Raw genomic sequence first — 26,095 nt, 5'->3', positions numbered from 1 at the left:
CTTTTGACTCTATTGTTTGACAGCAACTACCAGAGTTAAATCTGAACCAAGGTCAGACACTTCGATTCCAGTAAAGCCGACAGAGTGCAGCCAACGCGAGTAATCCGCAGCGGTATGCGCGTTGCCTTCCTCTTTGTGGAGCAAGGTTCCGAGCGCAAAGATGAGAGGTGTCATCGGACCAGTGCGATCGTGATTTGGCATCCAGTCAGTGACAGCAATTCGTCCTCCAAACTTGAGAGCAACCCAGATTCTGCGGAAGAGATTTTGTGCCTCCTGCTCACCCAAATCGTGGATATAGCGTGCGATAATCGCTAAATCGTAGACATTCTGCCCGAATTCCATCTCTCTCTGGTCACCCGGCAGAAAATCATACTGGTTCTCGACGCCATCCTGTTTGAGAAACTCGCGTGCAATCTCAAGAACAGGTGGCAAGTCCATTGCGGTGACACTTGTGTCCCGACCCGTTGCTTGGGCAACAGCGATCGACCAAACCGCAGAGCCACAGGCTACATCAATCACACGTAACTCAGGCTGTAAAACACCTTGGTTCAACAAAACCTGCGCGGCGCGACGCGCAGGCTCACGGTTAACAAAATGTAGTAAAGGAATATAAGCGCGGAAAAACTTCTGAGCTATCCCTGTGTGTACACCATCAGCTTGTCTGAGAGGCTTTCCGGTGCGAACGACTTCCCGCAGATGACTCCAACTTTCCCACATCCACTCTTCCTCGAGCAAAAGACCCATATAGTTAGCCTTGTCTCGAACCAGGAATTCCGAGGAAATTGGTGTAAGACCGTACTCTTCACCCGACTTTGTAAGATACTGGAGACCGACGAGTGCATCCAGCAACATCCGGACACCGCGATCGGAAGCTTCTGCGGCGCGTGCGATCTCTGTCACAGTCCTTTTGCCATCGGCAATATGAGTGAAAACTGCAAGTTGTACCCCAACACAGAGTGCCCGCGACGCAGCTATAAACAAACCCATCTTTTCGATAGGAGGGAACTTATTTTCATTTGAAATCAAATCCGGCTCAATCATCTCTTTTTTCGTGTTATCTCCAAGTCTGTTATGTATAGCTCATTAGACATCTCCAAAAATTCTTGTGGGGTAGGCATCCTGCCTGCCCTTTGAGATTCTTTTGGAGAAGATATGTAATATCCTGACTAAGATGCGCCTGCGGATAAAGTGATATCTTGCATGGTAATCCCAAACGCTTCCTCACGGCACAAAAACAGAGCTAGTGCTGCAATTTCTTCAGGCTGTATAATTCTCTTTTGGGGATTGTTTTGTTTGAATTCCTCAATGTATTCAGCTAAGCTTCGACCTTGGTTTTTTGCCACTTCTGCTAAAAAATTCTTGCTACCGGGAGTTTCTACAAAGCCAGGACTAATCGTATTGCAAGATACACCATGAGCCGCTCCCTCCAAAGCTACACAGCGGCTTAGCCCCACCACTGCGGCTTTAGAAGCACAATAAGCAACATAACTAGAATCGGCTACACTAGATATAGAAGCAATATTAATAATTCGACCCCATCGGCGCTCAATCATCCCCGGTAAACAAACTTTGATAGTACGATAGACACCGTTGAGGTTAACTTCCATAGTTTCTTGCCAAAGTTCGTCAGAATGGTTGCACATTGTCTGCGATACAACAGTTCCGGCAGCATTAACGAGAATATCTACTTTGCCAAAAGTTTTTACCACCGCACCATAAAAAGTTTGTACGGAGTCGGTGGAAGAGACATCCAAATTAACAACCAGAGCTTTAACTCCCTTGGCCTCAATTTCAGCTTTGGACTGAGTTGTAGCAGCAGAACGGGAACCTACAGCTACATCAGATCCTGCTTCAGCTAAAGCTATAGCTATAGCTTTGCCTATTCCAGAAGTTCCTCCCGTTACAATAGCTACACGCTCTTTCAAGAATTTTTCTGGTTTCATCACTCTTGTTCTAAGAAGTAATCGGTTTAATTATACATAGTCAGGATTGTGCGCGTCGCACTACGAGCTTAGCGACGCACACTAACCTAAATCTTCACCTCAGAATTTTTCAGTTTCTAACCCTCCTTTTTGCCAATCATAATAAAAAATCCTCCTTCCTTACTGTTTGTAAAAATCATTGATGATTCAACTAAAAAACGTTCCAAAGCATTTCCAGGCGACTGGGCAACAAATAGCTTCTCATCAGGAGTAAATTTTTTACCGACGCTAGATTTAGGAATACTATTCACAAATGAAAACCCATTTTCTGCAAACCAACCCATTACTTCACCGATCGTATGCTTGTACTCATTGGGATTTTTATACTGATCCATGAACCATGTATGTCGCTTACGTTCGTTGAGATTTACATCTACTATTCTTGGATCTAGGAACTTGAATTTATCTCCTGTTAAGTTGAAAATTAAGCGTCGCACATCTGTCCAGATTCTTCCATACTTGTGGTAAAGTCCTATAATAATGTATCCCCCTGGTTTTACCAGCCTAGCAATGGATGAGAATGCCAATTTAGGATTATGTGTGTGGTGCAACACACCATTAGAGATGACTACATGAAAACTCTCAGGCTTAAAGATAGGCTGAAAAATATTCATTTGGAGAAAATTCACTCTTTGTAATTCGTACTTTTCTTTGAAAGCCTGACCTAGTTTTAATGAATTAAGACACATATCAACGCCAAACACACTGCGATTAGCGATCGACAAGAAAATACTTAACTGTCCAGTACCGCATCCACATTCTAATACCTTAATTCCAAAAGGCAATTGCTCATCTAATACCTTAGCAAATATACCTTCTTTTGCTTTTTGCATTAAACTGCCAACACTGTCTAAATCATTATAGTTAGGAAAGGGATTTTCTTCATAAAATGCCTTCACAGCGTCAGTAATTTTTCCTGATGTGTCCTCAATATTTTCAGGCCAAAACAACAGAGGAATATTGTTGTTAATCTCGTATTGTTGTTGGCAATTTTGGCAGCATATTACATCATTATCAAAATCCAGCGACTCATTTTTGCATCTAGGACAAATCAGTTCGGTTAGTGTGCTTTGAATATATTTCATAGTTCGGCAACTGTTTATCTTTTTCTGAGGTAGATACTGTTGTTATCATCAAGCTAAAATTCTTTTTTCAAGAATCATCCAACTGCCAAGGAGTTTCCTGATTTTGTCAAAATTTAAGGAAACTCCATCCTCAAAGTTACATTGCTGATGGCAACTGAGGATGAGAGTTTTTTTCCGAATTTACAGCACCTTCATATCCTGAAATAAGTGTGCTGTAAAACTTATCTATTTGCTTTAGTTTCTCCTGGTCATCCTCTACCGCTATGGTAACCATGAGATCGAACATTTCATCTGTTGTGTTCATTCCCCAAGTCACCCTTTTGGGCGGATAGTTCGGGTTATGAGGATTATCGCTAGAATTATCAAAGTAGGCTATCATTTCCAGATTTGTACCTTTGGGCAAATTAAGCGGCTCTTTGTACTGGTATTCCATTTGCCAGTTAAAGTCCCAGTCTTTAATCCAGATCATCGGTTTGACCGTACCATCTGGAAGAGTTGCTGTCACTTTCATCTCCCGACCGAGAAAGTGCATATGGGGCATAACATCAATTATTTGCAAATCGACGGGAATTGTCGTGGTAAGAGTGATTTTATGGCGCTTTTCCCCAGCAGGGATATCCAGTTTGTATTGTGCGAATGGAAGTTCAACAGCCAGCTTCTGGGGTTTCCTTTTGGCTAGGTATATCGCCACACTGGATCGATCGGTCATCTCGTTTGCAGCTGCGGGGTAATGGTTTTCCAGAATCAGATCTGAGCCTTTCGGGATTACTCTAGCAACTCCATTAGGTAAGTATTCAGGAGACATTCCCGGTGTCCAAGTGTAAAGACCGTGCCCCCCTTGGTGACTTTTAGGTGCGTCAAAGCACTGATACCCTACATCCAGGTCTTGTGCATCCAATTTAACTGCCTCATCACTTGCAGTTTGAAACAATACAGCATGGTGAACAGCCTTGGAGTTGCCTGGCTTGACATCTATTGCCCTAACGTACAGGTCATTTGGTAGATTTAGCGGCAGTACAAAACATTGATATCGATCGCTCTCTATGGCTTCAACTTTGTAGGGTTGTGGCATTTTGAGGATCAGGTCAGGCTTCCCTAGTTGCCAGTCTCCATCCGGGAATTTTGGTGTGGGTGGCAAATCGGCGGGGTTCCCTTCCGGTGTCCCCTCACTCAACCATCGCTCAATCAGCGCAATCTGTTGCTCATTCAACTGTCGCGGATTTTTGAACTCTCCATAGCCCGGTGCGGCTTTCCACGGTGGCATATAGCGCGATGACGTCGCCCAGGCTATTTCCATTGCATGAGTTGCCGCATCTTGGTAAGTTAACAAAGAAAAGGGGGCAATCTGACCGGGGCGATGGCAGGTGGCGCAATTCTTATTCAGGATAGGCGCAATATCTTTGGTGTAAGTTACCTCACTTGGCTCGTTGCCAGCTTCACTTTTTGTGGTAATAGAGTCATTCGCTAAACTCACAGGTATGCCAATCAGGAACGCAGCTGCGAGCATAACTACCAAAATGAGAATAATCCGATAAATATTGTGCCCTGGTTTCATTTCTCTATAACATTAGCTGAAAAGCAGCATACACTTGTCAAATCAAGAATTTATTATAGGTGCAAAGCGACCTAAGAGGCTGTCCTAAACTGGAGAGAGTTACCCTCATACCGAGCTTCCGAACTGGACGTGAGAGTCTGCTGCGATCGTACTTTGGCAGCCCCAAAGGTAGGATCGCCGCTATGAGGTGCGTGCAACCTACGAGCTCGCGCACGCATAGCGGCCTCATATTCAGAAAGGACTTGGCTGTAAAATTCATTTACCTGCTTTAGTTCCTCCTGGTTATTTCCCACCATTAGGGTGATGATGAAATCACACATTTCATCCATTGCACTCATTCCCCAAGTCACTCTTTTGGGCGGATAGTTCGGGTTACGTGGATTATCGCTGGAATTATCAAAGTAGGCTATCATTTCCAGATTTGTACCTTTGGGCAAATTGAGCGGCTCTTTATACTGGTATTCCATTTGCCAGTTGCGATCCCAGTCTTTAATCCAGATCATCGGTTTGACCGTACCATCTGGAAGAGTTGCTGTCACTTTCATCTCCCGACCCAGAAGGTGCATATGGGGCATGATATCGAGTATTTGCAAATCCATCGGAATTGTCATCGCAGCAGTAACTTTATAGCGCGGCTCTCCAGGGGGAATATTCAAGTTGGGCTGTCCGAATGGTATTTCAATGGCCAGCTTCTGCGGTTCCGTCTTGGCCAAGTATATTGCCACAGTCGATCGATCTGTTATCTCGTTTGCAGTTGGCGGGTAATGGTTTTCCAGAATAATATCTGAGCCTTTTGGGATTAATCTCACAACTCCATCAGGTAAGTAATCGGGAGAGGTTCCCGGTGTCCAAGTGTAAAGACCGTATCCCCCCTCGTGACTTTTAGGCACCTCAAGACACGGATACCCCACATCAGGATATTGTGCATCCCATCTACGTGCCTCATCACTTGCCGCTTGATAAACAACAGCATGGTGAACAGCCTTGGAGTTGCCCGGTTTGATTTCTATTGCCCTAATGTACAGGTCATTTGGTAGATTTAGCGGCAGTACAAAACATTGATATTGGTCAGTCCCTGTAGCTTTAACCGTATAGGGTTCTGGTACTTTTAGGATCAGGTCAGGCTTCCCTAGTTGCCAGTCTCCATCCGGGAATTTTGGTGTTGGTGGTAAATCGGCGGGATTCCCTTCTGGTGTCCCCTCACTCAACCATCGCTGAATCAGAGCAATCTCTTGCTCATTCAACTGTCGCGGATTTTTGAATTCTCCATAGCCCGGTGCGGCTTTCCACGGTGGCATATAGCGCGATGACGTCGCCCAGGCTATTTCCATCGCGTGAGTTGCCGCATCTTGGTAAGTTAACAAAGAAAAGGGGGCAATCTGACCGGGACGATGGCAGGTGGCGCAATTCTTATTCAGGATAGGCGCAATATCTTTGGTGTAAGTTACCTCACTTGGCTCGTTACTTCCTGTTTGACGAAATGTTGAAATAGAGTCAGTCGCCCAGCTTACAGGTATACCAACTCCGAAGGTAGCTGTGACGATAATTACCAAAACTATAATAACTCTAATAATCTTCAGTGCTGGTTTCATCTGTGTGTCGTTCTTCAGCCATATAGATTTGCTTATCAAACAAGTACCAATCTTGAGAGCCTTGCAAAAAATTCACAACCAACTGAAAAATCCCTTGCATAATTTACTCATACCAAATCTTGATTCCCTCGTCTAGTTCAGGAGTCTGGAATTTCTCACTTTGTTCGTATTTTTATGGCAGTGCTTCACGAGGCCAAAAAAGGGTAAGAGGAAGTGGATTTATTATGACTTCTAAATTCTGGTTAGGAAAGCGTTTTAGGATAACGCTTCCCCAATAAAAAAATGGAGGAGAGGAAGCAGATTTGGTATAATCTTAAATTTTGGTAAAATTTTGGGGAACTGCTTCCGTTTAGAGCTTTTAGTTGACGGCAATATCAAGCCATAGTAAAAACTACAATTCGTCTATCCGCATCGAGAATCCGAACATCTCCTCAGATACTGCCAGATAACCGGCAGAACTCAAAAAACTTAGCTTATAGCTCCCCAAACTCGGTAAGTTAATTCAATCCTGTAACTTGAGATTCTGTTTTCAGAGTCACTTCCGCTGCATCACTCCTAAACGTCCTGGGTAGCTGTACTCCATACATTATTGCTTTTACGAGCATAAACATCGACAGACCGAACCATAACAGATGGTTACTGTGAAAATATACAGCGCCTAAAGCCACAGGCAGAAATCCCGCAGCCATAGCGACTAAGGTAACGTTGCGAACCGTATGCCCTTCTGTTAAAGCCAAGAAGTAGCCATCAAATATGTAAGCAATCGAGCAAATTCCCATAACGGGTAATAACCACCGCACATAGATATCAATATTTTCAGTTACTTCGGTATGGTCGGTTAACAGCCCAAATACATTTTCAGGGAAGAACACAGTCAGAAGAGATATGCTAACTCCCAACAGTAGACTGGTTGCTACAGAGACTCCCACCACAGGCATTAACTGCTCGTTGGCTTTTTTGCCTACAAATTGTCCGCTGAGGCTTTCTGTGGCCAATGACACTGCCTCTATCAAGTAGAAGTTTAAGTTAACCAACTGCATCATCAAGGTATTTTGAGCAAAGATAATCGTCCCCATATTGGAACTTAGGTCTTGGAAAATGTTGAAGCAGAAGATGGTAAGTATCATGGCGACAAATAAGTTTCCACTAAGAGTAAAGGCAGATTTAAAACCTGACTTTTGAAAAACTTTTACTGCCGCCGTTTTTAATTCTTGCCACTGGATTTGTAGGCATAAAAAAATCAATCCTACCAATAACACTAGATACTGGGTAATACCTTGGGAAAGTCCAGCCCCCGTACTTCCCCAGTCCCACCGGACAATAAACAAGTAGTTCAGTACCACATTGCTGGTGTTGCCAACAAAGGACATCAGCAACACCTTGCCACTCATCTCTTGAGCCAGCAACCAACCAAACAGGACGAAGTTGATCATCACAGCAGGGGCTGCCCAAATCCTGGCGTTGAAATAATCAAAAGCTGAAGCTTTGGCTTCTGGAGTACCACCTAGTAGCACAAACCCTAGTTCTCGTAACGGATACTGCAAAACCAAGATGAGTAAACCTATCCCTACAGCAATTAAAACATTACGCAGTCCTGTCAGCAGAACTTCCTCTCGATCGTTTCGGCCTACAGCTTGAGCGGTTATGCCAGTAGTACTCATCCGTACAAAAGACAAAATAGCGTAAATGCCGTTAAACAGGACTGTAGCCAGAGCCACCCCAACTAACTGATTAATATCTGATAAGTGACCTAAAAAAGCCACACTGATTAAACCAGCCAATGGCTCCATGATGTATGAAACTGTGTTAGCAAGAGCCAGTCGGAAGAAGCGACCGAGAAAATTGTATTGATTTGAAATGGTCAAATTCATCGATTAATTCGAGTAAGTTACAGGCCAAACAGAGCGACTCTAGGTACAGGCTAGTGCAAGAAGGCAGACGGCTGACGGCAGAAGGGATATTGCTTGTCAAGTCAGCTAGTCAACTTTTTTCAACTGGTGGTTTATTTCTGCCGTGCTGCACTAATCCAAATTTAATCTTAGTTTACATTACTTTTCGCCAACCATCTGGAATCGGCTCTAGCCTGCTTTGGCCGACAGGGTAATGTGAGGAAATCTCACGTTATAAAATTTGCACAACTTCCCCTATAGCCGTAGTTGCCCTCAAAGCTGCTGTTGAAATTAATTGGTGGCTATGGGTACTTAGATGTGCTAGATCCCAATACAAATATTGGTCTGGGTTAACCCCTGGTGGTAGTGTAAAATTGGCTACTTCCGGGCTACCACCAGCGCCCGGTACTACATTGCCGAGGTTAGTGATTCCGTAATTCTGGGGATTGGCCCGCACTTGCCTGAGAAACCCAGTAAAATCTACAGGAATAATGTTAATATTCAGGTTTTTTTCTAGATTTGGTATAGTTGCTGCCAAAATGCTGGCGTGCTGGTCAACTAATTGTGTGTATGATTGTTGAAACTCAGGACTTTGACTAACCGAGAAAGGAGAGCCTGATGGGTTTGGTAAGTTCGGCATCATAAAGTTTTTCCCACCAATAGCGGCCAGTTTTGTTACCGCTGTAGCGAGATTATTAATTGTCGGCCCCGCTTCTGTTGCTCCGCCAACAAGATAATCATTACCTCCGGCATATACTACATAAAGTGCTTTCGGGTCGGCTACCGGATGAGTGGCGACAAAATTATCAACTTGCTTCTGCAATGGTGGCGCGGGAGGTGCGCCCTCAAAGCTAATCACATCCTCATTTCCCGTTTGAGCGCCGCCAATGGCAAAGTTATTGGCAGGATCGACTGGTAATCCCAGTTCCGGTGCCAGATATTCCGTCCATACCGGGCCATTGCTGAAACGTCCGCCAAAATAAGGCGGGCTTGGTGGCAAAAAGCCTCCCAGTATAGCATATAAATTCCCATCGTCGGATTGACTGTCGCCAAAGACGTATATCTTATCGAACATCTGGCGGGGAATGCGACCTTCTTTGCTACCAAACGCGATGAAGTGTTCTGTCGCTCCAATTGTGCCTTGTTTTACTGCATTAGCTACGTCTGTATTCCGGCCCAGGTAAAAGTTGGTATCGACAAAGGAGCTAGGGGCGCGGCCTTCACGGTCACCGAACTCGATGAAATGTTGTATGCCTGTGAGTATATCTGTGTTAACAGCAGCAGCCACATCCTGGTACTGTTGCAGATAATATTTAGTATCGAACAGCTGGTTGGGGTTGCGCTCTTCACTTTGACCGAAGTTGATGAAGTGTGTAAACGCTGTGGTCTTTCTTGCGTTTACTTCACTAGCTACATCCTGATATTTTTGCAGATAATAGCTGGTATCGAAATAGGCGCTGGGGTTGCGTTGTTCAAATTGACCGAATTGGTTGTAGTGGGCAAAACCGGTGCTGAACTCGCCCTTCGATACGGCTACTGCTACATCTGAGTTGCTATTTAGATAATAGGCTTCGTCGAATAGTTCGTTGGCAGTCAACATAATTATTTAGCCTGTGCCTGGTGTTAATTTCTTGGTTTTACCCAAGTATTCGTTTCTTAAAATATGGTATAGATAAATGGTGCCACCGCAGAACTCTGAGCAAATGTAATCAAAATACCGAGAATCACTAAAGTCATTATCAGTGGAGCAAGCCAGTATTTTTTCTGCTCCTTCATGAATTTCCAGAGGTCTTTAAACAGGTCAAGTGTCGTCTCAAACATTAGAAAGGTTTCTCCATACTTGCTATTGTGATTTCCTGGCTCGGTCGGCAATAAGTTTTTCTACTAGCATCAAACTTTCGAGCCATTGGGTCTTGATTCAACAAGCGCATAGTCGCGCCCATCGGCATTATTAAGGCAAAGAAAATAGTTCCCAGGATGATGCGAGTGTTGACCCAACCAAGCACAAGTCCAATTCGCATCCAGACTTGATAAACTGGTTGGAGTACCATCGGCACCAGGACAGCCAAAACCCAAAGAACTCCAGCCATAATCCATGCCCAAAGCGGTATGGTATGACCCCGGAGCCAGGGTAATAATAGGCCAAACAAAACCGCTACTATTGTACCAGCGATTAGTCCAAAATCTCGCAGTTCTTTTTTGTTAAGTTGTGGAATTTCTTCCATGATGCTGTTCCTCTAATCCAACACAAATTCTTTTTTCCAAGCATCATCCTGTTCCAACTGCCCTTGTTGAGACTTAGCTAACAAGAAATTCTCCAGCACTAGATAGTCCATCTCAGTACGCATAAAGCACCGATAGGCGTCCTCTGGAGTACAGACAATTGGCTCACCGCGAACATTAAAGGAAGTATTCACCAACACTGCTGCGCCAGTTTTCTGTTCAAAGTGACGGATGAGTTCATAATATCGGGGATTGGTTTCTTGATGAACTGTCTGAATCCGGGCTGAATAATCCACATGGGTAACGGCAGGAATGGTAGAGCGAGGAACGTTCAGCTTATCTATCCCGAATAGTTGCTGTTGCTCGGAGTTCATCGTATGGCGCAAATTCTCTTTGATAGGAGCGACAAGCAGCATATAAGGACTGGAGCGATCGATTTCAAAGTAATCTGAAACTCGTTCGGCTAAAACTGATGGGGCAAAGGGTCGGAAAGATTCCCGATATTTAATTTTAAGATTCATTACAGACTGCATTTTGGGACTGCGCGGATCGCCAATTATCGATCGACTCCCCAAAGCGCGAGGGCCAAATTCCATCCGACCGGAAAACCAGCCCACGACATTTTCTTGAGCTAAAATTTCTGCCAGTTTTGGTAGGAGTTCGTTATCTTCTAGTTGCTCGTACTTAGCGCCAACTGTATCTAGATAAGCACGAATTTCTGATTGGCTAAATTTTGGCCCAAGATAGCAACCCTGCATGGTATCTCTACCTTTAAAGGAGCGAGGTCGATCTTTGTACTGGTGCCAAATCGCCAAGGCAGCTCCTATAGCACCCCCGGCATCCCCGGCAGCAGGTTGAATCCAGATATCTTTGAAAGGACCTTCTCGCAAAATTCTACCATTGGCGACGCAATTGAGAGCTACACCACCAGCCAGACACAAATAATCTTCACCCAACTGTTGGTGTACCGTTTTGCTCAGCCGCAACACCACTTCCTCAGTCACTTTCTGAACAGAGGCAGCTATGTCCATTTCACGTTGGGTCAGCTTGCTTTCTGGTTGACGGGGTGGGCCACCAAATAGAGTGTCGAACTTCTGGTTGGTCATAGTTAGACCGGTGGTGTAGTTGAAGTATTCCATGTTCAACCGGAAACTGCCATCTTCTTTGAGGTCTAACAGATGGTCAAGTATCAAGTCTGCATATTTGGGTTCCCCATAAGGTGCTAATCCCATCAGCTTATACTCACCAGAGTTAACTTTGAAGCCAGTGTAGTAAGTAAAAGCTGAATAAAGCATCCCCAAGGAGTGCGGAAAGTCAATTTGCCATTTGGGTGTTAGCTGATTGCCTTCCCCTAACCAGAGGGAAGTTGTTGCCCATTCACCGACAGCATCGAGGCAAAGAACCGCAGCACGCTCGAAAGGACTGGGGAAAAAGGCTGAGGCAGCGTGAGATTGGTGATGTTCGGTAAAGAGCAGGGGAGGTAGTTGAGAGGGCTGGCAATTTCCCAGTTTGGCAAGTTCTTTTTTTATGACTGATTTAAGGTAAAGCTTTTCTTTGAGCCAGACTGGCATAGAGGTGATAAAAGAGCGAAACCCCTTTGGGGCATAGGCTAGGTAGGTTTCTAGGAGGCGATCGAATTTAGTAAATGGCTTTTCATAAAAGACTATATAATCCAAGTCTTGAAGCTGGATTCCGGCTTCTCTCAAGCAGTAAGAGATCGCTTGGCTGGGAAAACTTGGGTCATGCTTTTTTCTTGTAAATCGTTCCTCTTGTGCAGCCGCTACAATCTCACCATTTCCGATCAGGGCGGCGGCGCTATCGTGATAGTAAGCTGAGATACCTATAATATTCATTGCTGCTTTCCAAAACCGATCAAAACCTTTTGTCCCCTTAAGTTACACCAAGTAGGCCACCCACGAGTGGGAAAAAATCTGAAGAAATGGGAACCAAAGGGCGTATCAAGGAGAATTGCGTTAATTATAAATCCATAAGGCTCGCTCCTTCCCAGTGCTAAAGAGACGGGGATTCTTGCTTACCTAAACAGTGGGACATTCAAGTATCTCAATCACCACAGGTACGGGAGAGCTTTTTTAGGGATACAAGCAACGTATTGAGTTGCTTTGCGCCTATAATAGCTTCTCGTTTAACGAGTATATATGGCTTTTGTGCCAAATTCATAGACAGATGAAACCAGCGTTCTCTATTTATCGAGTTATTCTAGTCTTGGCAGTTATGCTCACAGCCGCCTTCGCAGTTGGCGTACCTGTGAGTTTGGCGAATGAATCTATTGCTTCATTAAGTCAAGCTGGCAATCAGCCGACGATATCGGTAACTTACACCAAAGATATTGCACCTATCCTCAATCAGAATTGTGCTACCTGCCATCGCCCCGGTCAGGTTGCCCCTTTCTCGTTGTTAACTTACCGAGATGCAGCAAATCACGCCGAAGAAATAGCCTGGGCAACTTCTTCCCGCTATATGCCACCGTGGAAAGCCGTGCCTGGGTATGGAGAGTTCAAAAATTCGCGACGCTTGAGCGATCGAGAAATTGCCCTGATTCAGGAATGGTTGAATACAGGTGCAGTCGAGGGCGATGCAGCCGATTTGCCACCAACACCAGAATTCCCAGATGGAGACTGGCAACTAGGATTGCCTGACCTGATCTTGAAAGTACCACAACCCTACACAGTGGAAGCCACAGATGGGGACCGATATCAATGTTTTGTACTGCCGCTCAATCTGCCGGAAGACCTGTACGTTAGGGCAATAGAAATAAAACCAGGCAATTACAAAGCTGTTCACCATGCGAATCTACATCAAGCTGCAAGTGATGAGGCACGTAAATGGGATGCAGAATATCCAGGTTTAGGATATCCATGCCTGGGCGAGAATAAGAATCACTGGGCGGATATTATTTATATGTGGACACCGGGAATGTTGGCAAACTACTTACCTGATGGGGTTTCTAGCGTAATCCCTAAAGGCTCGGATCTGATTCTGGAAAACCATTACCCCGCAACTGCAAATGGGATGACAGATCGATCCAGTGTGGGAATATACCTGGCTTCGACCAAACCGCAGAAGCTGGCCACCAAACTTTTATTCGGACAGTATAACTTGGAAATACCCCCTGGGGAGCCGCACTATAAAGTCACCGCTACTAGAACAATTCCCATTGATGTGCAAGTCATTGATGTCAAGCCCCATATGCACTTTCTCGGTCGAGAGATGAAAGTTCGAGCAATTCTTCCAGATGGTACGATCGAGCCGATGATCTCGGTTAAAGACTGGAACTTCAACTGGCAATTGGATTACGAATATTCGCATCCGTTGAACTTGCCCAAAGGGACAAAGCTGGAGATGGAAGCCTACTTTGATAATTCCAGCGATAATCCATATAACCCAAACGATCCTCCGAAAACGGTAACTTGGGGAATGTACTCAACAGATGAAATGTGCGACCTCTATGCGACTGTAATGGTAAATAATAACCAGGAGGAACTCAGACGAATCAATGAATTCAACGCTACAGTTACGACTGAGCCTGAAATGTTGAACGCTTCTGCTTCAGATCCCGATCCGGCTATGCCGCTTAACAGGACACATAGTTAGTTGCGATCGCAAACGTAACTTTGCGGATGAAGTTTGATTAAATCTCGACTTGAGGGGGCTTGTCGTCCCCTTAAGGTTCAGACGAGCAAAGGGGAAAGGCACGCGAGTTTCGCGCAATCAATTTAGTAGCAAGAGTTTTAGAACTTTTGTGGTGTGGAATGTCGAGACAGTTATAGCGGTTTTCGATCGGATGAAGTATTTGCTTGAATGCCAAATGTGCTATTGTATCTGCGTATCTCTACTTCAAGTTCTGAATTCATCAACTATGACTGAAGACTTGCTAGCTAAATTAACCGACCGAGCGAAAATTATTGAAGTCGTTAATCAATATGGGTTAGCGATCGATCTGCGTAATTGGGAGCTTCTTCACAACGTTTTCGCCAATCCCGTTGAGGTTGACTATTCTTCTATTGGAATACCAGTGGCAAGTTTCCAGCCAGAAGAAATGGTTAATGCTGCTCGCCAAGATTTATCAGGATTGAAAGCTACTCAGCATCAAATCACTAACCATTCTGTGGAAATATCAGATGATACCGCGACCTGTGTAGCTCATGTGAGTGCAATGCACTTTCTGCCTAACGATCAAGGAGATAACACCTTTGAAATGGGCGGTTACTATATAGCCGGATTGATTCGGATCGGATCGGATTGGAAAATCAAGCAATGGAAGTTTGCAGTGCTTTGGAATCGCGGTAATAACGATATCTTTAGACTTGCCAAGAACGCATAGGAGCTTAATAACTCTGTGGCAATGGATAGACAAAATTCAGAGCGATCGCATCTAATTTTGAATTGACAAAATGTCCTAAATGTATATCTACATCAAGCTAGAGATTTGCACTAGCAAATGCTTTTTTGGCTTCTCTAGCTTTTTCTAACCAGCTATCAAACAACTTTTGATGTTTATTAATCGACTCTTCGGCACGCAGTCGAGTCGGTTCGGGACTATTTTTACTTTCCTGGAATATCCAAATTAAAGTTTTTTCAGATGAGGGATTTTAAGAAAAATTAAGCTCGTCGATGACTTAGGCAGAAATCGGTTTTATTTGACGTAAATTTGTTGGGGATCGTGATTCATAATATAGTTAAAAACGATCGAACTAAATTTATGGAAACAAAACCGAACACATCAAGGCAATTACATCCAGGATGGATTGCCATGATGAAGGAGCTTGAAGCCAGCAATGCTCCCGAACTCTGGGAACTTTCACCAACTGAGGGACGTATTCTTGAGAGGCAATACGCCGAGCAGGTATTTATAAATACAGAACCCCTTCCCTTGTACTCTGTGGAAAATCGCGAAATTCCCGGAGTAGCAGGAACAATACCAGTGCGGATCTACACACCACAGGCAGTAAACAAAGATACGCCTTTCCCCATTCTGGTTTTCTTCCACGGTGGTGGTTGGGTACTCTGTGACTTGGATACTCACGATCCAATCTGTCGCCACTTGTGTAAACAAGCAGATTGTATTGTGGTCTCAGTTGACTATCGTCTGGCACCGGAACACAAATTTCCAGCGGCGGTGGAGGATGCTTTTGCCGCTACCCAGTGGGTGGCCCAAAATGCTTCGATATTGGGAGGAGATCCGACACGAATAGCTGTAGGTGGCGATAGCGCTGGGGGCACCCTCTCGGCTGTAGTTACCCAACTGGCTAAAGCCAATGGCAGTCCGAGTCTGATTTTTCAACTGCTGCTGTACCCAAATATATATATTGCCCCCAAATTTCCCTCTCGTGAGGTGTACGGTCAGGGCTATCTTCTGACTGAGAAAATCATAGAATGGTGTAATAACCACTACCTCAACAGTGAAGCAGATGTGTTCGACCATCGGGCTTCGCCTGGATTAGCAGAGGATTTAAGCGGTTTACCACCTGCGTTGATTATCACCGCCGGATTCGATCCGTTTGTTGATGAAGGCGAAGACTACGCAAAGAAGTTACGCAATGCTGGAGTTGAAGTTGAATATACCTGTTATGAAGATATGATTCATGGCTTTATCTATATCCAGGGCGTAACTGAGGGACGTGAAAAGGCGCTAGTCCAGAGTGCAACAGCTCTGCGTCGCGCTTTCACAAAATCAGAATTAACCAAAAGCTTTCTCGGCTTCTCTAGCTGCTTGTAACCAGCGATCGAAGGTCATTTTTATGACTGATTTTGATTCTGTAGTTGCTCTAGTTGTTGCTAGCGCAACCAAAGTCACTACTTTTTTGGTGTTTACTTCAACAAACTGGGTTTCTTGAGAATTCTCTTTTTTTTTATTATGTTTAACTGGGAGAGGAGAAAACCGATCGGTCCTTGCTCGAACCAGGAAACTTGGCGATCGGCTTCACCTACTGCTTGGCTAATCCGATCGAGCATAATCGCAATCAAAACAATCCCCAATCCGCCTACGGCAGCCAGTCCTACGTTCAAGCTGCTGGTGCCCTGTAACACCATCATTCCCAGTCCTTGCACGGCAATCATCGAGGCAATCACCGACATTGATAAGGCGATCAAGATTGTTTGATTCAAACCGGTCAGGATGCTGGGCATCGCGAGGGGAAGAAGTACTTCCCACAGCACTTGTTTAGGGGTCGAACCAAAAGCGATCGCTGCTTCGACTACTTCTGTTGACACTTGCCGGATGCCCAAGTTGGTGAGGCGAATTAGAGGTGGTATAGCCACAACTAATGTAACTATTACTCCCGGCACTTTGCCAATGCCGAACAGCATTACTACAGGGACGAGATAGATAAACAATGGCAGGGTTTGCATAAAATCGAGTACAGGGCGGACAAATTGTTCTAGGCGATCGCTTCTGGCACAAGCAATGCCAATGGGAACGCCGATCGCCGCACAAAACAATACTGCTGTCCCCATGAGAGAAAGTGTCATCATTGTTTGTTCCCACACCCCCAAAAAGCCAAGGAATATGAGCCCAATGACGCTATAAATAGCAATTTTTCGCCCAGCCAGTTGCCAGATTGTCAAGCCAAGAATTAGCAACAAAATCAGGGGAGGAATAGCAAGGAACAGCCATTCTATGCTATCAAGTGCTAAGCTAAAAGGAATCCGAATGATTTGGAAGATGGGACGACAGCGCTCGACCAGTAAATTAACTCCGGTGTTAATCCAATCTTGAATGGGTAAGGTATAAAGTTTAAAGGGATTTAAGATAACATCAAGCCAGCCTTGACTTAAGGCAATGAAATGACTGGATAGAGCCAAAGAATTTAACATTTTAGATTTTAGATTTGGGATTTGGGATTGCCTTTCTACTCGTTTGCTCCTCCGCTCCTGACGCTCCTGAAGGCTGTCAATAAGCTGATGGTTAGTTGGGGAGCGTCAATATATTAACAAGAACATCCGATTTTTCAACAACTCCTTTGAAAAATCCTGACCCATCAACTACAGCTATAGGAAGTCCTTGTTGGCAGAGATGAAATGTATTTTCTAAACTCGTGGAAGCATTAACTTGGGGAAAGTTGGTCTGCATCACTTGGCTGATGTCTTCCCGGCCTTGTGAAATGGCGGTTTCCAGAGTTTTTCTATTGACGGTACCAACAGGTTTGCCGTCGCGATCGACAATATACATATCGTTGAAGTCGTGATGTAACATTTGCTTTAGTGCGGCGCTAGGATCGTTGTCTTCACCGAGAATTAAAGGAACTGTTTGACGAGCAATAGTACCAGTTTTGATGACTTGGGCGCGGTTGACATCTTGGATGAAAGCGCGGATATAATCATCGCTAGGGTTGGTAACGAGTTCTTCGGGAGTGGCGATTTGAATGATGCTGCCATCTTTCATCACGGCAATGCGATCTCCTACTTTCAGCGCTTCGTGAATATCATGGCTGATAAAGACGATTGTTTTGTGCAGTTGTTTTTGCAGGCGCAGCAATTCCTGCTGCATTTCACGTCGAATTAGGGGATCGAGAGCGCTAAATGGTTCGTCCATCAGTAAAATTTCAGCATCTGTAGCTAAGGCACGGGCTAGCCCTACCCGCTGCTGCATTCCCCCACTCAGGGAAGCGGGTAAATAAGAAGCCCATGCAGTTAAACCCACCGTTTCCAGGATTTCTAGGGCTTTTTGGTGGCGAGAAGTTTTGTCCATTCCCCGCACTTTTAAACCGTACTCAACATTTTCAGCCACAGTCTTGTGGGGGAACAACCCAAAATTTTGAAACACCATTGAGATTTTGAGCAGGCGAATTTCTCGCAGTCTTTGTTCCTCAACGTGAGCGATGTCTTCGTCATCTATATATATATGCCCGCTGGTAGGATCGTTCAAACGGTTAATGCAGCGTATTAGCGTCGATTTTCCCGAACCAGATAATCCCATTACGACGAATAATTCGCCTTGATTGATTGTCAAAGAAACATTTGCAATGCCTACAACATGACCTATGGCTTGCCTAATATCATCTTTACTTTTACCTTCGCGAAACATTTGGAGAGCTAAGCGCGGGTTTTTTCCATAAATTTTGATCAAATTTTCAATTCTGACTTTAGGTTGTAAATTTTTCATTATTACCTCTCAATTTAATTCCTAAATTTCCTCAATATTAATGTTTTTCGCTGATTAATCATTTCAGAATAAATAACCCTAATTCATTTGAAATCCTTAATTTAATCTACCTGCTTGCTAATTAGATTTTTAGCATTTATAATTAAAGTATGTGTTTCGAGCGGAACGATGGTGTTAAGCTTCTCCCCATCCATATCCTAATTATTGACTTCTTTTTCATACTTTTTTCAGGATAGAATTCCAGTTTTTCGAGCCGTTATAACCGTACATATCTTGATAGTATGTATCGATTAGATATTCGTTTTGATGATTCATTAACCAGCTTTTCAACTCCTCTAATTTACGTTTTCCTTTCTCTAATACTTCTTGGTCATCCCAATCATCCCATTCCAACTCCCACATAGCTTGATTGGTATCTTCGACAATCAAGTAGTCTCCACTTTGGATACCTAATTGGTGAAAATATTCAACAACTCCTACCGCATTAGCATGAGCATCTTCTATGATTAACCAAGGATGAGCGAGCGTTGCCAGCATTTCCGGTGGCATTATGGCAGCCATATTGTGACAATCCCCCTCTAAGAAATGAACTCGCGAGTCAGTTTTTGCTTTTTCATCAAGGAGAGAAAGATCGATATCTATACAATAGACACGACCTTCTACTTGGAACATTTCCAAGTGATCGGCTAGCCAAATGGCACTGCCACCGCTTAATGCTCCGATTTCAATAATTGTTTTCGGTTTGAGTTCGTACAAAAGCATGGGATAAAGAGCCATTTCGGTTGGCCCTTTATCGAAAAGTATTCCTTTCCAAGTTTGGAAATAAGCGTTTTCCAAGAGCGATCGCCAAGCAGGTGCTGGAATATCGCATCGATCTTTTCTTTCAGAAATTTTGGCAAACCGATTTGGGTTGAAAGGTGCCTGTTTGTGGATTGCTGCTTTGACAACGCTTTGGTAGCTCATCCAGTTTTCTTCCTTGCTACTTTCAGGTCAATTTCCATTGATAGCGAAATGGGTTACTTCCAACTCGCGTTGATAAAAGTATCTTGCCAAAAAGTAGTCCCATTCCATATAAGCTACCCTAAAATCTCTCGCTCCGACAGTAGCATCGTAATCTGTCCGTCCGTGCAGCGCCCGGAAGTTCTGGATGAGCAGACAATCTCCGGCAGTCAGACGAAAACGGTATTGGTAATCTGGATTATTAAGATAGCGAGAGAAGGCAGTATAAGCTTCATAAAAACGCTCTAATTGGTCGAACGGTAATTGCGGTACGCAGTTCTTATGACTGAAGCGAATTGCGGTAGTATTACCTGCTTTATCTACTTCGATGATAGAAGCTACCGGACGAAAGAAATATTGATGCTCGTGCTGAACGCGCCAAAATTGTATGGGAGTTTCTGCCAAAATTTGAAAATAGTCAGGATGATTTTCACGAAAGTCTTTGGCGACGCGAAAACCATCGATCGTAAATGTTTGTCCGCCAGCCGCTTCGTTTTTTGCACAATGGATGAATTGTGTTGTCCGATGTCCGTACCAGAAAGTCAGATCGTTGTGGGGTGGGATGCCGTGACTGGTTGCAGCTAAGTCTTTGCCGACTTTTTGTGTCATAATGCCACCGTATTCGGTGTTGCGGACTGGGCCGAAGGATGAGATAAAGGTATCAAGTTCTTCTAGGGGAATATTTCGCAGGATGATAAATCCTAGAGATAACAATTGCTCGATCCACATTTTAAAATCTGACTTACGAACATCGGGCCATTCGATCGGGTTGGCTTCCAACCAAGCTTTGTCCCACAGAATCACATTTTCACCGATCGGAGATTGAGGTTGTGGATCGCAAGTGTGAGCGAGTAGCCAAGAAATGGGAAAAACGCTGCGGAGAGGGGGATTTTCATTCCAATCAACGATCAAGTTTCCATCGCGTTCTTCGATAAACTTCGGTTGTGGGTGTGAGGGGCGATCGCAAATATCATTCAGTTTTTCGAGGGAATCTGGATGGCGATTTTGAGAATTCAGACAATTGTCGCGCAACCAAGTATAGTGAAAGCGTTTACCGCCAATGGTGACAAATTGTTCTTTTTGCATAAGCAGAAACTCCTAAATTAAATTTCAGATTGTAGATTTGAGATTTCAAATTTCGATCGATCTGAAACCTCAAATCTGAAATTAAAACCAAGGTGGTATTTCTTCTGTATTTATATAAACAACGATCGCTTGAGGCTTGTTATTAATATCTGCTTTCGAGATCGCTTCTGCAAATACCAGCCGCATTTCCTCCAGAGTGCGAACCTCATAAGCATCTGCTCCCAGTCCTTCGGCAAACTTAGCTAGATTTGGTTTTCCCAGCTGATAGTAATTTTTCCAGACTGACGGCTCTGGAAAATACTGATTCATGGCTTGACCGATCATATTCAAGTCATTGTCATAAAGGATTACCCAAACGACACCAACATTGTACTGGGCAGCGGTCGATATTTCATTTCCCTGCATCATAAAGCCGCCGTCGCCAGTAATGGCTACGCAAACCTGATTTGGCGAGCCTATTTTACCACCGATCGCACCAGCAGTGCCAAATCCCATTGGCCCGATCGTAGAGGAAACGTGAAATTCGACTGGCGGATCGAGTTCCAAGTAGTGCCACGCCCAGTGGGTAGAGTTACCGCTATCGATAAAGATATGACCTCCTTGACGCAGCTTTTCGTTATCGTTGATACACTTCATCAAAGCTTGCGGTAAAATAGGCGCAGCTTCAGAATTGCGCTTTTGCGGTTCGAGGAACGGCGAGTGAGTTTCCCGGATCTGTTTAATCAATGCTCGCCGCTCTGCTACAGTTGATTCGTCTGCTTGGGTACGATCGCTTAGCTCAAACAGATTGTCAATTACGGTGCCAACTTCTGCGACAATTCCTAGTTGGACGGGGAAGAAGCGGGCGATCGCGCTTTGATCCAGATCCACCTGAATCAAAGCACCCTTGGGAATCAACGGTTCTTTGCCTGCTTGAGGAGGAATTGTACTGTATCTACCCAGACTCGATCCCATTACCATCAGGGCGTCGTAGTTGGAACTCTCCAGATAGTATTTAGGCCAATTGCAGCCAGCAATGCCGTAATTTCGGAATGACAACCAATGGCTTTCTGGAAAAATGGCCTTAGCATCGGGAGTTGTCATCACTGGAATGGCAAACTTTTCCACAAATGACTTGAATTTTTCCAGTCTCTGGCGATCGCGAAGTGCTGGGCGACATCCGTTCCCCAATAAAATTAGTGGCTGTTTGGCATGAGTGAGATAATCAAATGCCTGTTGCACCTGATGAGGACTTGAGAATTGGGGAATGGCCCGATAATGTTCTGGCTTAGTGGGAAATGCCATCTCCTCAGATAGGTAACTCCCCGCGAGTTTGTCCGGCAAACCGATACAAGTAGTACGAGATGGAATAGCCAGTGCATTTCGCAATGCTTGAGTCAAAATAGGTTGGAAAGTTTGGGGACTGCGGATGCGATCGCTGTACTGACAGATATTGCGGTAGACAGCATTAATATTCTCGCTAATCTCAACTTCATCTAAGATGTGGCTGTTGCTATAATTTTCTGCTGACGGCTCTACACTAATGACCAATAAAGCGGATTTGTCGTGTTGAGCGGTTAAGATTCCAGTTAAAGCATTGGGCAATCCAGCATCACAAGCAACCAATACCACCCCTAGTTTACCTGTCACCCGAAAATAGCCATCGGCTATGAAAGCTGCCCCTGTTTCCTGACGGCAAATAACGTAGTCGAATTTGTCGTTTTGGTTCTTTAATTCGTTCAACAAGTGCTTCATAGCGGTACTGGGTATGCCAAACAATTTAGTGACACCCTCCAGTTCAAGGTATTTTAAGAGGACCTGAGCCAGGGTAATATTGCGATCTTTTTCACCCAGACCAGATGGCAGAGTTATGTAATAGGAAGTTTGCTCTTGTTCCACAAATATTTACCTATTAACAAACGCCATAAGTAACACCTATTTGTTTAAGCCATTTGCGGTAAGTAAGCGAAGATCGATCGCTCGGAACGTGCAAATCGGCTGGCCATCTGTTGTCTGTGGGAGGGATGAGCGGCATCCGTTTTGGTTGTAGGCGTTCTGCCATCCAAACATCTTCTTGTTGCACTTGCTGGTTAAACACCAACCATTGTGGGAGCATCGCCTTATCCATGTTCGTGGCTGTAAAACTCCACTGCACGCTCTTCTCCTCTTCAACTGGTGTTATTGCTGTCAAGAATGCGAACCGCCCTTTGTACGGCCCTTGAGTAATTTCTATGTAACTGTATAACCTCAACGGATGAGGAATCTTCATCGATGAACTGGATGTATAGGTGACTCGCTTGCCTTGGCTATCCGCATCCGGAAAGTGTCTTTCGCAGACAGTAATTCCATCGGTCGTCATTTCCACTTGAAAATCTTGGTGGACTTGCGGATTGCATTCAGTTTGGTTGTGGAGATAACGGAAATGAGTAAAATCTATACCAATCTCCACCAAGCGAAAACCACTAGCGTTACCGTGTATAGGTTCGCTCAGGATCTGAAGGCAATTGGGTTCGTCCCACTCTGGGAACGGAGGCACATCGGCAGAAGGAGTGCCCAAGCATACCCACACGGCACCATAGCGTTCCCGACAATGATAGGTTTTAATCCGCGCTCCCGCAGGAGGCTCTAAGGCTGGATGAGGGGGAATCAGGACGCATTTACCTGTGGGATCGTATTCCCAGCCGTGATACACACAAGCCAGAGTGCGATCGCCAACTTTTCCCAAGGATAAAGGGGCACCTCGGTGGGGGCAACGGTCTTGCCATGCTTGTACTGGCGCTTGCGGGTCTAATGGACGCCATAGCACCAGGTCTTCTCCTAATAGGCGTGTAGTGAGAATTTTACCTGGTGGACAATCTTCTACCTTGGCGACTGGGTGCCAGTCATTGAGTAAAATCGGATCGGCTGCGATCATAATTGAGTTGAAGAATTTTTCAATAAGATACAGACTTGGTTGAAAATTTTGAGAGATCGCTTATGGAAATTAACATACGCCAAAAGTGACGCCTTTATCCTTGAGCCATTTGCGGTAAATCACGGTACAGCGATCGCTCGGAACGTGCAAATTCGCTGGCCATTGGGAGTCTGTGGCAGGTCCGAGCGGCAGACGTGCGGGTCGTTGAGAATTGACAATCCGAATATCTTCCCATAGCAGCCGTTCGTGCATCTTTCCCCACTGGGGCACTAAGCTACTGTCTAGATCGATCGCCGCACAAGTCCACAGCAGACACTTTTCCTCCTCAACAGGTGTGATTGCTGCCAGCCAAGCAGTTCGACCGGGCGACGGCCCTTGTTTAGTTTCCGTAAAAACGGATACAGTCAACAGAGAAGAAACCTTCGTCAAGCTAGTTGCTACTTCGATCGTCTGCTTACCGTCGCTGTCCATCTGAAACATTCTTTCGGGGATACTAATTTCCTCGGTCGTGACTACCACCTCATAGTCTTCTATTTGGGGGTTAGATGGACCGAGACTGTGCCTATGGACGAAAGGGACATGGGCTATATCTACAAAACTCTCCATCAACCGAAATCCACTCGCATTGCAGTTTAACGGACCGCACCAGAGCTTAGCGCAATTGGGATCGTCCCAAATTGGGAAGGTAGGCACATCACCAGATGGACTGCCCAGGCATACCCACACCCAACCGTAGCGTTCCTGACACTGGTATGTTTTGATTTGGGCTTTCTCTAGCGGCTCTTGGTTTGGGTGCGCCGGAATATACTTGCATTTACCTGCTGTATCGTATTCCCAGCCATGATAGGCACAAACTAAAGTGCGATCGCACACTTCTCCCAAGGACAGACGCGCACCTCGGTGAGGGCAGTAATCTTGCCACACTTGGATTGGAGAATTAGAATCTTTCGGACGCCATAGCACCAAGTCTTCTCCTAACAAGCGTGCAGTGAAAATTTTACCGGGTGGGCAATCTTCTACCTTGGCTACTACGTGCCAGTCGTTTAATAAGATTGGGTCTTCGATCATAAATTACAGAGAGCGCCTAATTTGGCTAACAAAGGTGCTTTGGGAATCTCTATGCAAAAGTTAATACATGAACGTCTTTGACGCCGCTGTCCTACTCCCCGCTGCCAAAGATCGGCATCCTCAAAACTAAAGAACCGTTTTAATCTTTGATTCAGACGGAATAGTTCGCTACTTGCGAAAAACCAAAATATACATTACTTCATTCTCATATATCTTGAACTCTGACTGAGCAATTACGCTCCACGGTAACTCAAAAAGCGATCGTTCCATCTCCTTGTAGTAATCCGATCGCATTGTCGCCACAAATAACCCTCCAGGCTTCAAAAAACGGAACAGATTTTGTAAGACCCCAACACCGGCGTGGGCATAGGCAAACATACCCGCCGCGATAATGGCATCGAAAGTCTCCAAGGAGTCAAAAGCCTGGGGATCTTCTAAATTACATTGGTGCAGAACCTTGTAAACCTGTTTGTTTCTAGCAGAAGCCAGCATCTCCTCGGAAAGATCCGCAGCTACTATATTGGTATATCCCCGTTTGGCTAGAGCCTCGCCCACGAGCCCCGTTCCCGCGCCAGCATCTAGGATGAGAGCCTCCTTGAGGGGCAGCGCTTTTTCGAGAGTAAGTGCGGCATTCTCAGTCATAAATCGCCAATGCTTTTCCACATCAGCTTCGTAGGCGCTAGCCCAGATGTCGTATTTAAGCCGGAGTTCTTCTGTATTGGAAGTCTCGCAGATCCAAGACAGCCAGTTGGTTACTTTTTGGCATTTGTAAAACCACCATTCTACTTTACCAGAGTCGATCGCTTCCCAGATCCTCCGATCCAAATAGCTCTGTTCCGATCGATCGAGTTGTTGCAGTTCGGACAAGACTTTGCAGTTTTGTTTGACTATTTCGCTCAAGTCTTCTGCTTCTAAGACCAAAAAGCTTAGCTGCGCCAGTTTTTCCCTCCAGTCATCGGGACTCCAAGTTGATGTAAGTCCCTCTTGCCGATCGACTTGTTTGGCAACTACTTTACTGAGAGCCGATCCTGGGGTTACCATTTCATCAAACATAAAAGTACCGCGTTCCTGAAGAACGCGGTGAATTTCGCCTAAAGCTAGTTCGGGTTCCGGAATTTTGGCGAGAGTTCCTTGGCAAAGAACGTGGGTGAACCATCCGTCTGGGAAAGGCAGGCTGGTTGCTTCTGCCTGGTGGAAAGAGAGACGCAGTGAAGGGTGGTTCTGAGCTTGTGCGATCGCGTTGGCGATGCAGACTTCGCTCATATCTACCCCTACAACTTCACATCCTGTTTGCTGGGCTAACCAGATCGCAGTTTTGCCCTTACCGCAGCGGACATTGAGAAGCCGAGAGGAGGCTGTAATCTCGCTGCTGGAAATTGTATCATTTTTCGTTCTCCCCCAGATTTTCTGAAAGTCCTGATTGCTGACATCAGACAAGTTGCCGAAATAGCCCCAAGCAAGACTTTGATATACCTCTTCCAATTCCTCTTTTTGATAAGCCGTGAAAACTGTAACGTTGGGCAGATTTGATAAAGCATCTAGATGAAAGTCCATTTTTACACTCTGCGTAAAATGTAGGCGATCGCTAGATCTTACCCCAT

General features: G+C 44.9%; 22 protein-coding genes. 3 read left to right on the top strand and 19 right to left on the bottom strand.

All coding sequences use genetic code 11. From position 1 onward, the window contains the following. Positions 1–9: 9 nt before the first annotated feature. The 11 genes from ACE1CD_RS16225 to ACE1CD_RS16175 all read right to left on the bottom strand — a co-directional run bounded on the left by ACE1CD_RS16225 (position 10) and on the right by ACE1CD_RS16175 (position 12,179). Positions 10–1,041, bottom strand: coding sequence for a methyltransferase (locus ACE1CD_RS16225; protein ID WP_374825505.1), 1,032 nt, complete (start codon positions 1,039–1,041; stop codon positions 10–12). 125 nt (positions 1,042–1,166) lie between these two features. Beyond that, positions 1,167–1,943 carry an SDR family NAD(P)-dependent oxidoreductase gene (locus tag ACE1CD_RS16220; RefSeq protein WP_374825503.1) on the bottom strand — a complete coding sequence of 259 codons (777 nt, stop codon included), beginning with the start codon at positions 1,941–1,943 and terminating at the stop codon, positions 1,167–1,169. A gap of 116 nt (positions 1,944–2,059) precedes the next feature. Next, positions 2,060–3,067, bottom strand: coding sequence for a methyltransferase domain-containing protein (locus ACE1CD_RS16215; protein WP_374825501.1), 1,008 nt, complete (start codon positions 3,065–3,067; stop codon positions 2,060–2,062). Positions 3,068–3,203: 136 nt separating this feature from the next. Next, a complete protein-coding gene (locus ACE1CD_RS16210) occupies positions 3,204–4,622 on the bottom strand; it encodes a hypothetical protein (RefSeq protein WP_374825499.1) in 1,419 nt (472 codons plus the stop codon). 71 nt (positions 4,623–4,693) lie between these two features. Continuing rightward, a complete protein-coding gene (locus ACE1CD_RS16205) occupies positions 4,694–6,214 on the bottom strand; it encodes a hypothetical protein (protein ID WP_374825497.1) in 1,521 nt (506 codons plus the stop codon). Beyond that, on the bottom strand, positions 6,189–6,314 hold the full coding sequence (locus ACE1CD_RS16200; protein WP_374794357.1) for a hypothetical protein: 126 nt from the start codon (positions 6,312–6,314) through the stop codon (positions 6,189–6,191). Before ACE1CD_RS16200 ends, ACE1CD_RS16205 begins: the two co-directional genes overlap by 26 nt. 397 nt (positions 6,315–6,711) lie before the next feature. Beyond that, positions 6,712–8,085, bottom strand: a complete 1,374-nt coding sequence (gene gntT, locus ACE1CD_RS16195; RefSeq protein WP_374794356.1) for a guanitoxin biosynthesis MATE family efflux transporter GntT — start codon at positions 8,083–8,085, stop codon at positions 6,712–6,714. 250 nt (positions 8,086–8,335) lie between these two features. Next, a complete protein-coding gene (locus ACE1CD_RS16190) occupies positions 8,336–9,703 on the bottom strand; it encodes an SGNH/GDSL hydrolase family protein (RefSeq protein ID WP_374794355.1) in 1,368 nt (455 codons plus the stop codon). 56 nt (positions 9,704–9,759) lie between these two features. After that, the gene (locus tag ACE1CD_RS16185; protein ID WP_255512226.1) at positions 9,760–9,924 is read right to left on the bottom strand and encodes a DUF5989 family protein; all 165 of its coding nucleotides are present in this window, start codon (positions 9,922–9,924) and stop codon (positions 9,760–9,762) included. Continuing rightward, on the bottom strand, positions 9,924–10,328 hold the full coding sequence (locus ACE1CD_RS16180; RefSeq protein ID WP_374794354.1) for an SxtJ family membrane protein: 405 nt from the start codon (positions 10,326–10,328) through the stop codon (positions 9,924–9,926). Before ACE1CD_RS16180 ends, ACE1CD_RS16185 begins: the two co-directional genes overlap by 1 nt. 12 nt (positions 10,329–10,340) lie before the next feature. After that, a complete protein-coding gene (locus ACE1CD_RS16175) occupies positions 10,341–12,179 on the bottom strand; it encodes a carbamoyltransferase (protein ID WP_374794353.1) in 1,839 nt (612 codons plus the stop codon). A 331-nt stretch (positions 12,180–12,510) separates the two neighbouring features. Here ACE1CD_RS16175 and ACE1CD_RS16170 point away from each other — a divergent pair, with 331 nt between their 5' ends. The 3 genes from ACE1CD_RS16170 to ACE1CD_RS16160 all read left to right on the top strand — a co-directional run bounded on the left by ACE1CD_RS16170 (position 12,511) and on the right by ACE1CD_RS16160 (position 16,063). Next, positions 12,511–13,938, top strand: coding sequence for a hypothetical protein (locus ACE1CD_RS16170; protein ID WP_374825495.1), 1,428 nt, complete (start codon positions 12,511–12,513; stop codon positions 13,936–13,938). 265 nt (positions 13,939–14,203) lie between these two features. Continuing rightward, entirely contained in the window at positions 14,204–14,668 is a 465-nt protein-coding gene (locus ACE1CD_RS16165) for a nuclear transport factor 2 family protein (RefSeq protein WP_374825493.1), read from the top strand. A gap of 378 nt (positions 14,669–15,046) precedes the next feature. Next, positions 15,047–16,063, top strand: coding sequence for an alpha/beta hydrolase (locus tag ACE1CD_RS16160; protein WP_374825491.1), 1,017 nt, complete (start codon positions 15,047–15,049; stop codon positions 16,061–16,063). Between the two features lie 92 nt (positions 16,064–16,155). On the opposite strand, the gene ACE1CD_RS16155 is transcribed toward ACE1CD_RS16160, so the two are convergent. From ACE1CD_RS16155 to ACE1CD_RS16120, 8 genes are all read right to left on the bottom strand, one after another. After that, positions 16,156–17,160 carry an ABC transporter permease gene (locus ACE1CD_RS16155; protein WP_374794349.1) on the bottom strand — a complete coding sequence of 335 codons (1,005 nt, stop codon included), beginning with the start codon at positions 17,158–17,160 and terminating at the stop codon, positions 16,156–16,158. 91 nt (positions 17,161–17,251) lie between these two features. Further along, positions 17,252–18,448, bottom strand: a complete 1,197-nt coding sequence (locus ACE1CD_RS16150) for a glycine betaine/L-proline ABC transporter ATP-binding protein (RefSeq protein ID WP_374825489.1) — start codon at positions 18,446–18,448, stop codon at positions 17,252–17,254. Between the two features lie 216 nt (positions 18,449–18,664). After that, positions 18,665–19,411: a CmcI family methyltransferase gene (locus ACE1CD_RS16145; protein ID WP_374825487.1), complete on the bottom strand. Its 747-nt coding sequence runs from the start codon at positions 19,409–19,411 to the stop codon at positions 18,665–18,667. 27 nt (positions 19,412–19,438) lie between these two features. After that, positions 19,439–20,533 (bottom strand): TauD/TfdA family dioxygenase, encoded by a 1,095-nt coding sequence (locus tag ACE1CD_RS16140; protein WP_374825485.1) that lies wholly within the window; start codon positions 20,531–20,533, stop codon positions 19,439–19,441. Positions 20,534–20,614: 81 nt separating this feature from the next. After that, positions 20,615–22,411, bottom strand: coding sequence for a thiamine pyrophosphate-binding protein (locus tag ACE1CD_RS16135; protein WP_374825483.1), 1,797 nt, complete (start codon positions 22,409–22,411; stop codon positions 20,615–20,617). 13 nt (positions 22,412–22,424) lie between these two features. Beyond that, positions 22,425–23,426, bottom strand: a complete 1,002-nt coding sequence (locus ACE1CD_RS16130) for a Rieske 2Fe-2S domain-containing protein (protein WP_374794344.1) — start codon at positions 23,424–23,426, stop codon at positions 22,425–22,427. A 69-nt stretch (positions 23,427–23,495) separates the two neighbouring features. Then, positions 23,496–24,494, bottom strand: coding sequence for a Rieske 2Fe-2S domain-containing protein (locus tag ACE1CD_RS16125; RefSeq protein WP_374825481.1), 999 nt, complete (start codon positions 24,492–24,494; stop codon positions 23,496–23,498). A 168-nt stretch (positions 24,495–24,662) separates the two neighbouring features. After that, entirely contained in the window at positions 24,663–26,048 is a 1,386-nt protein-coding gene (locus ACE1CD_RS16120; RefSeq protein WP_374825479.1) for a methyltransferase domain-containing protein, read from the bottom strand. Between the last annotated feature and the right edge of the window lie 47 nt (positions 26,049–26,095).

The sequence above is a fragment of the Aerosakkonema sp. BLCC-F183 genome (assembly GCF_041929145.1).
Lineage (GTDB): Bacteria > Cyanobacteriota > Cyanobacteriia > Cyanobacteriales > Aerosakkonemataceae > Aerosakkonema.
The sequence above is the reverse complement of the archived record's forward strand: the minus strand, read 5'-3'. Positions and strand labels throughout refer to the sequence as shown.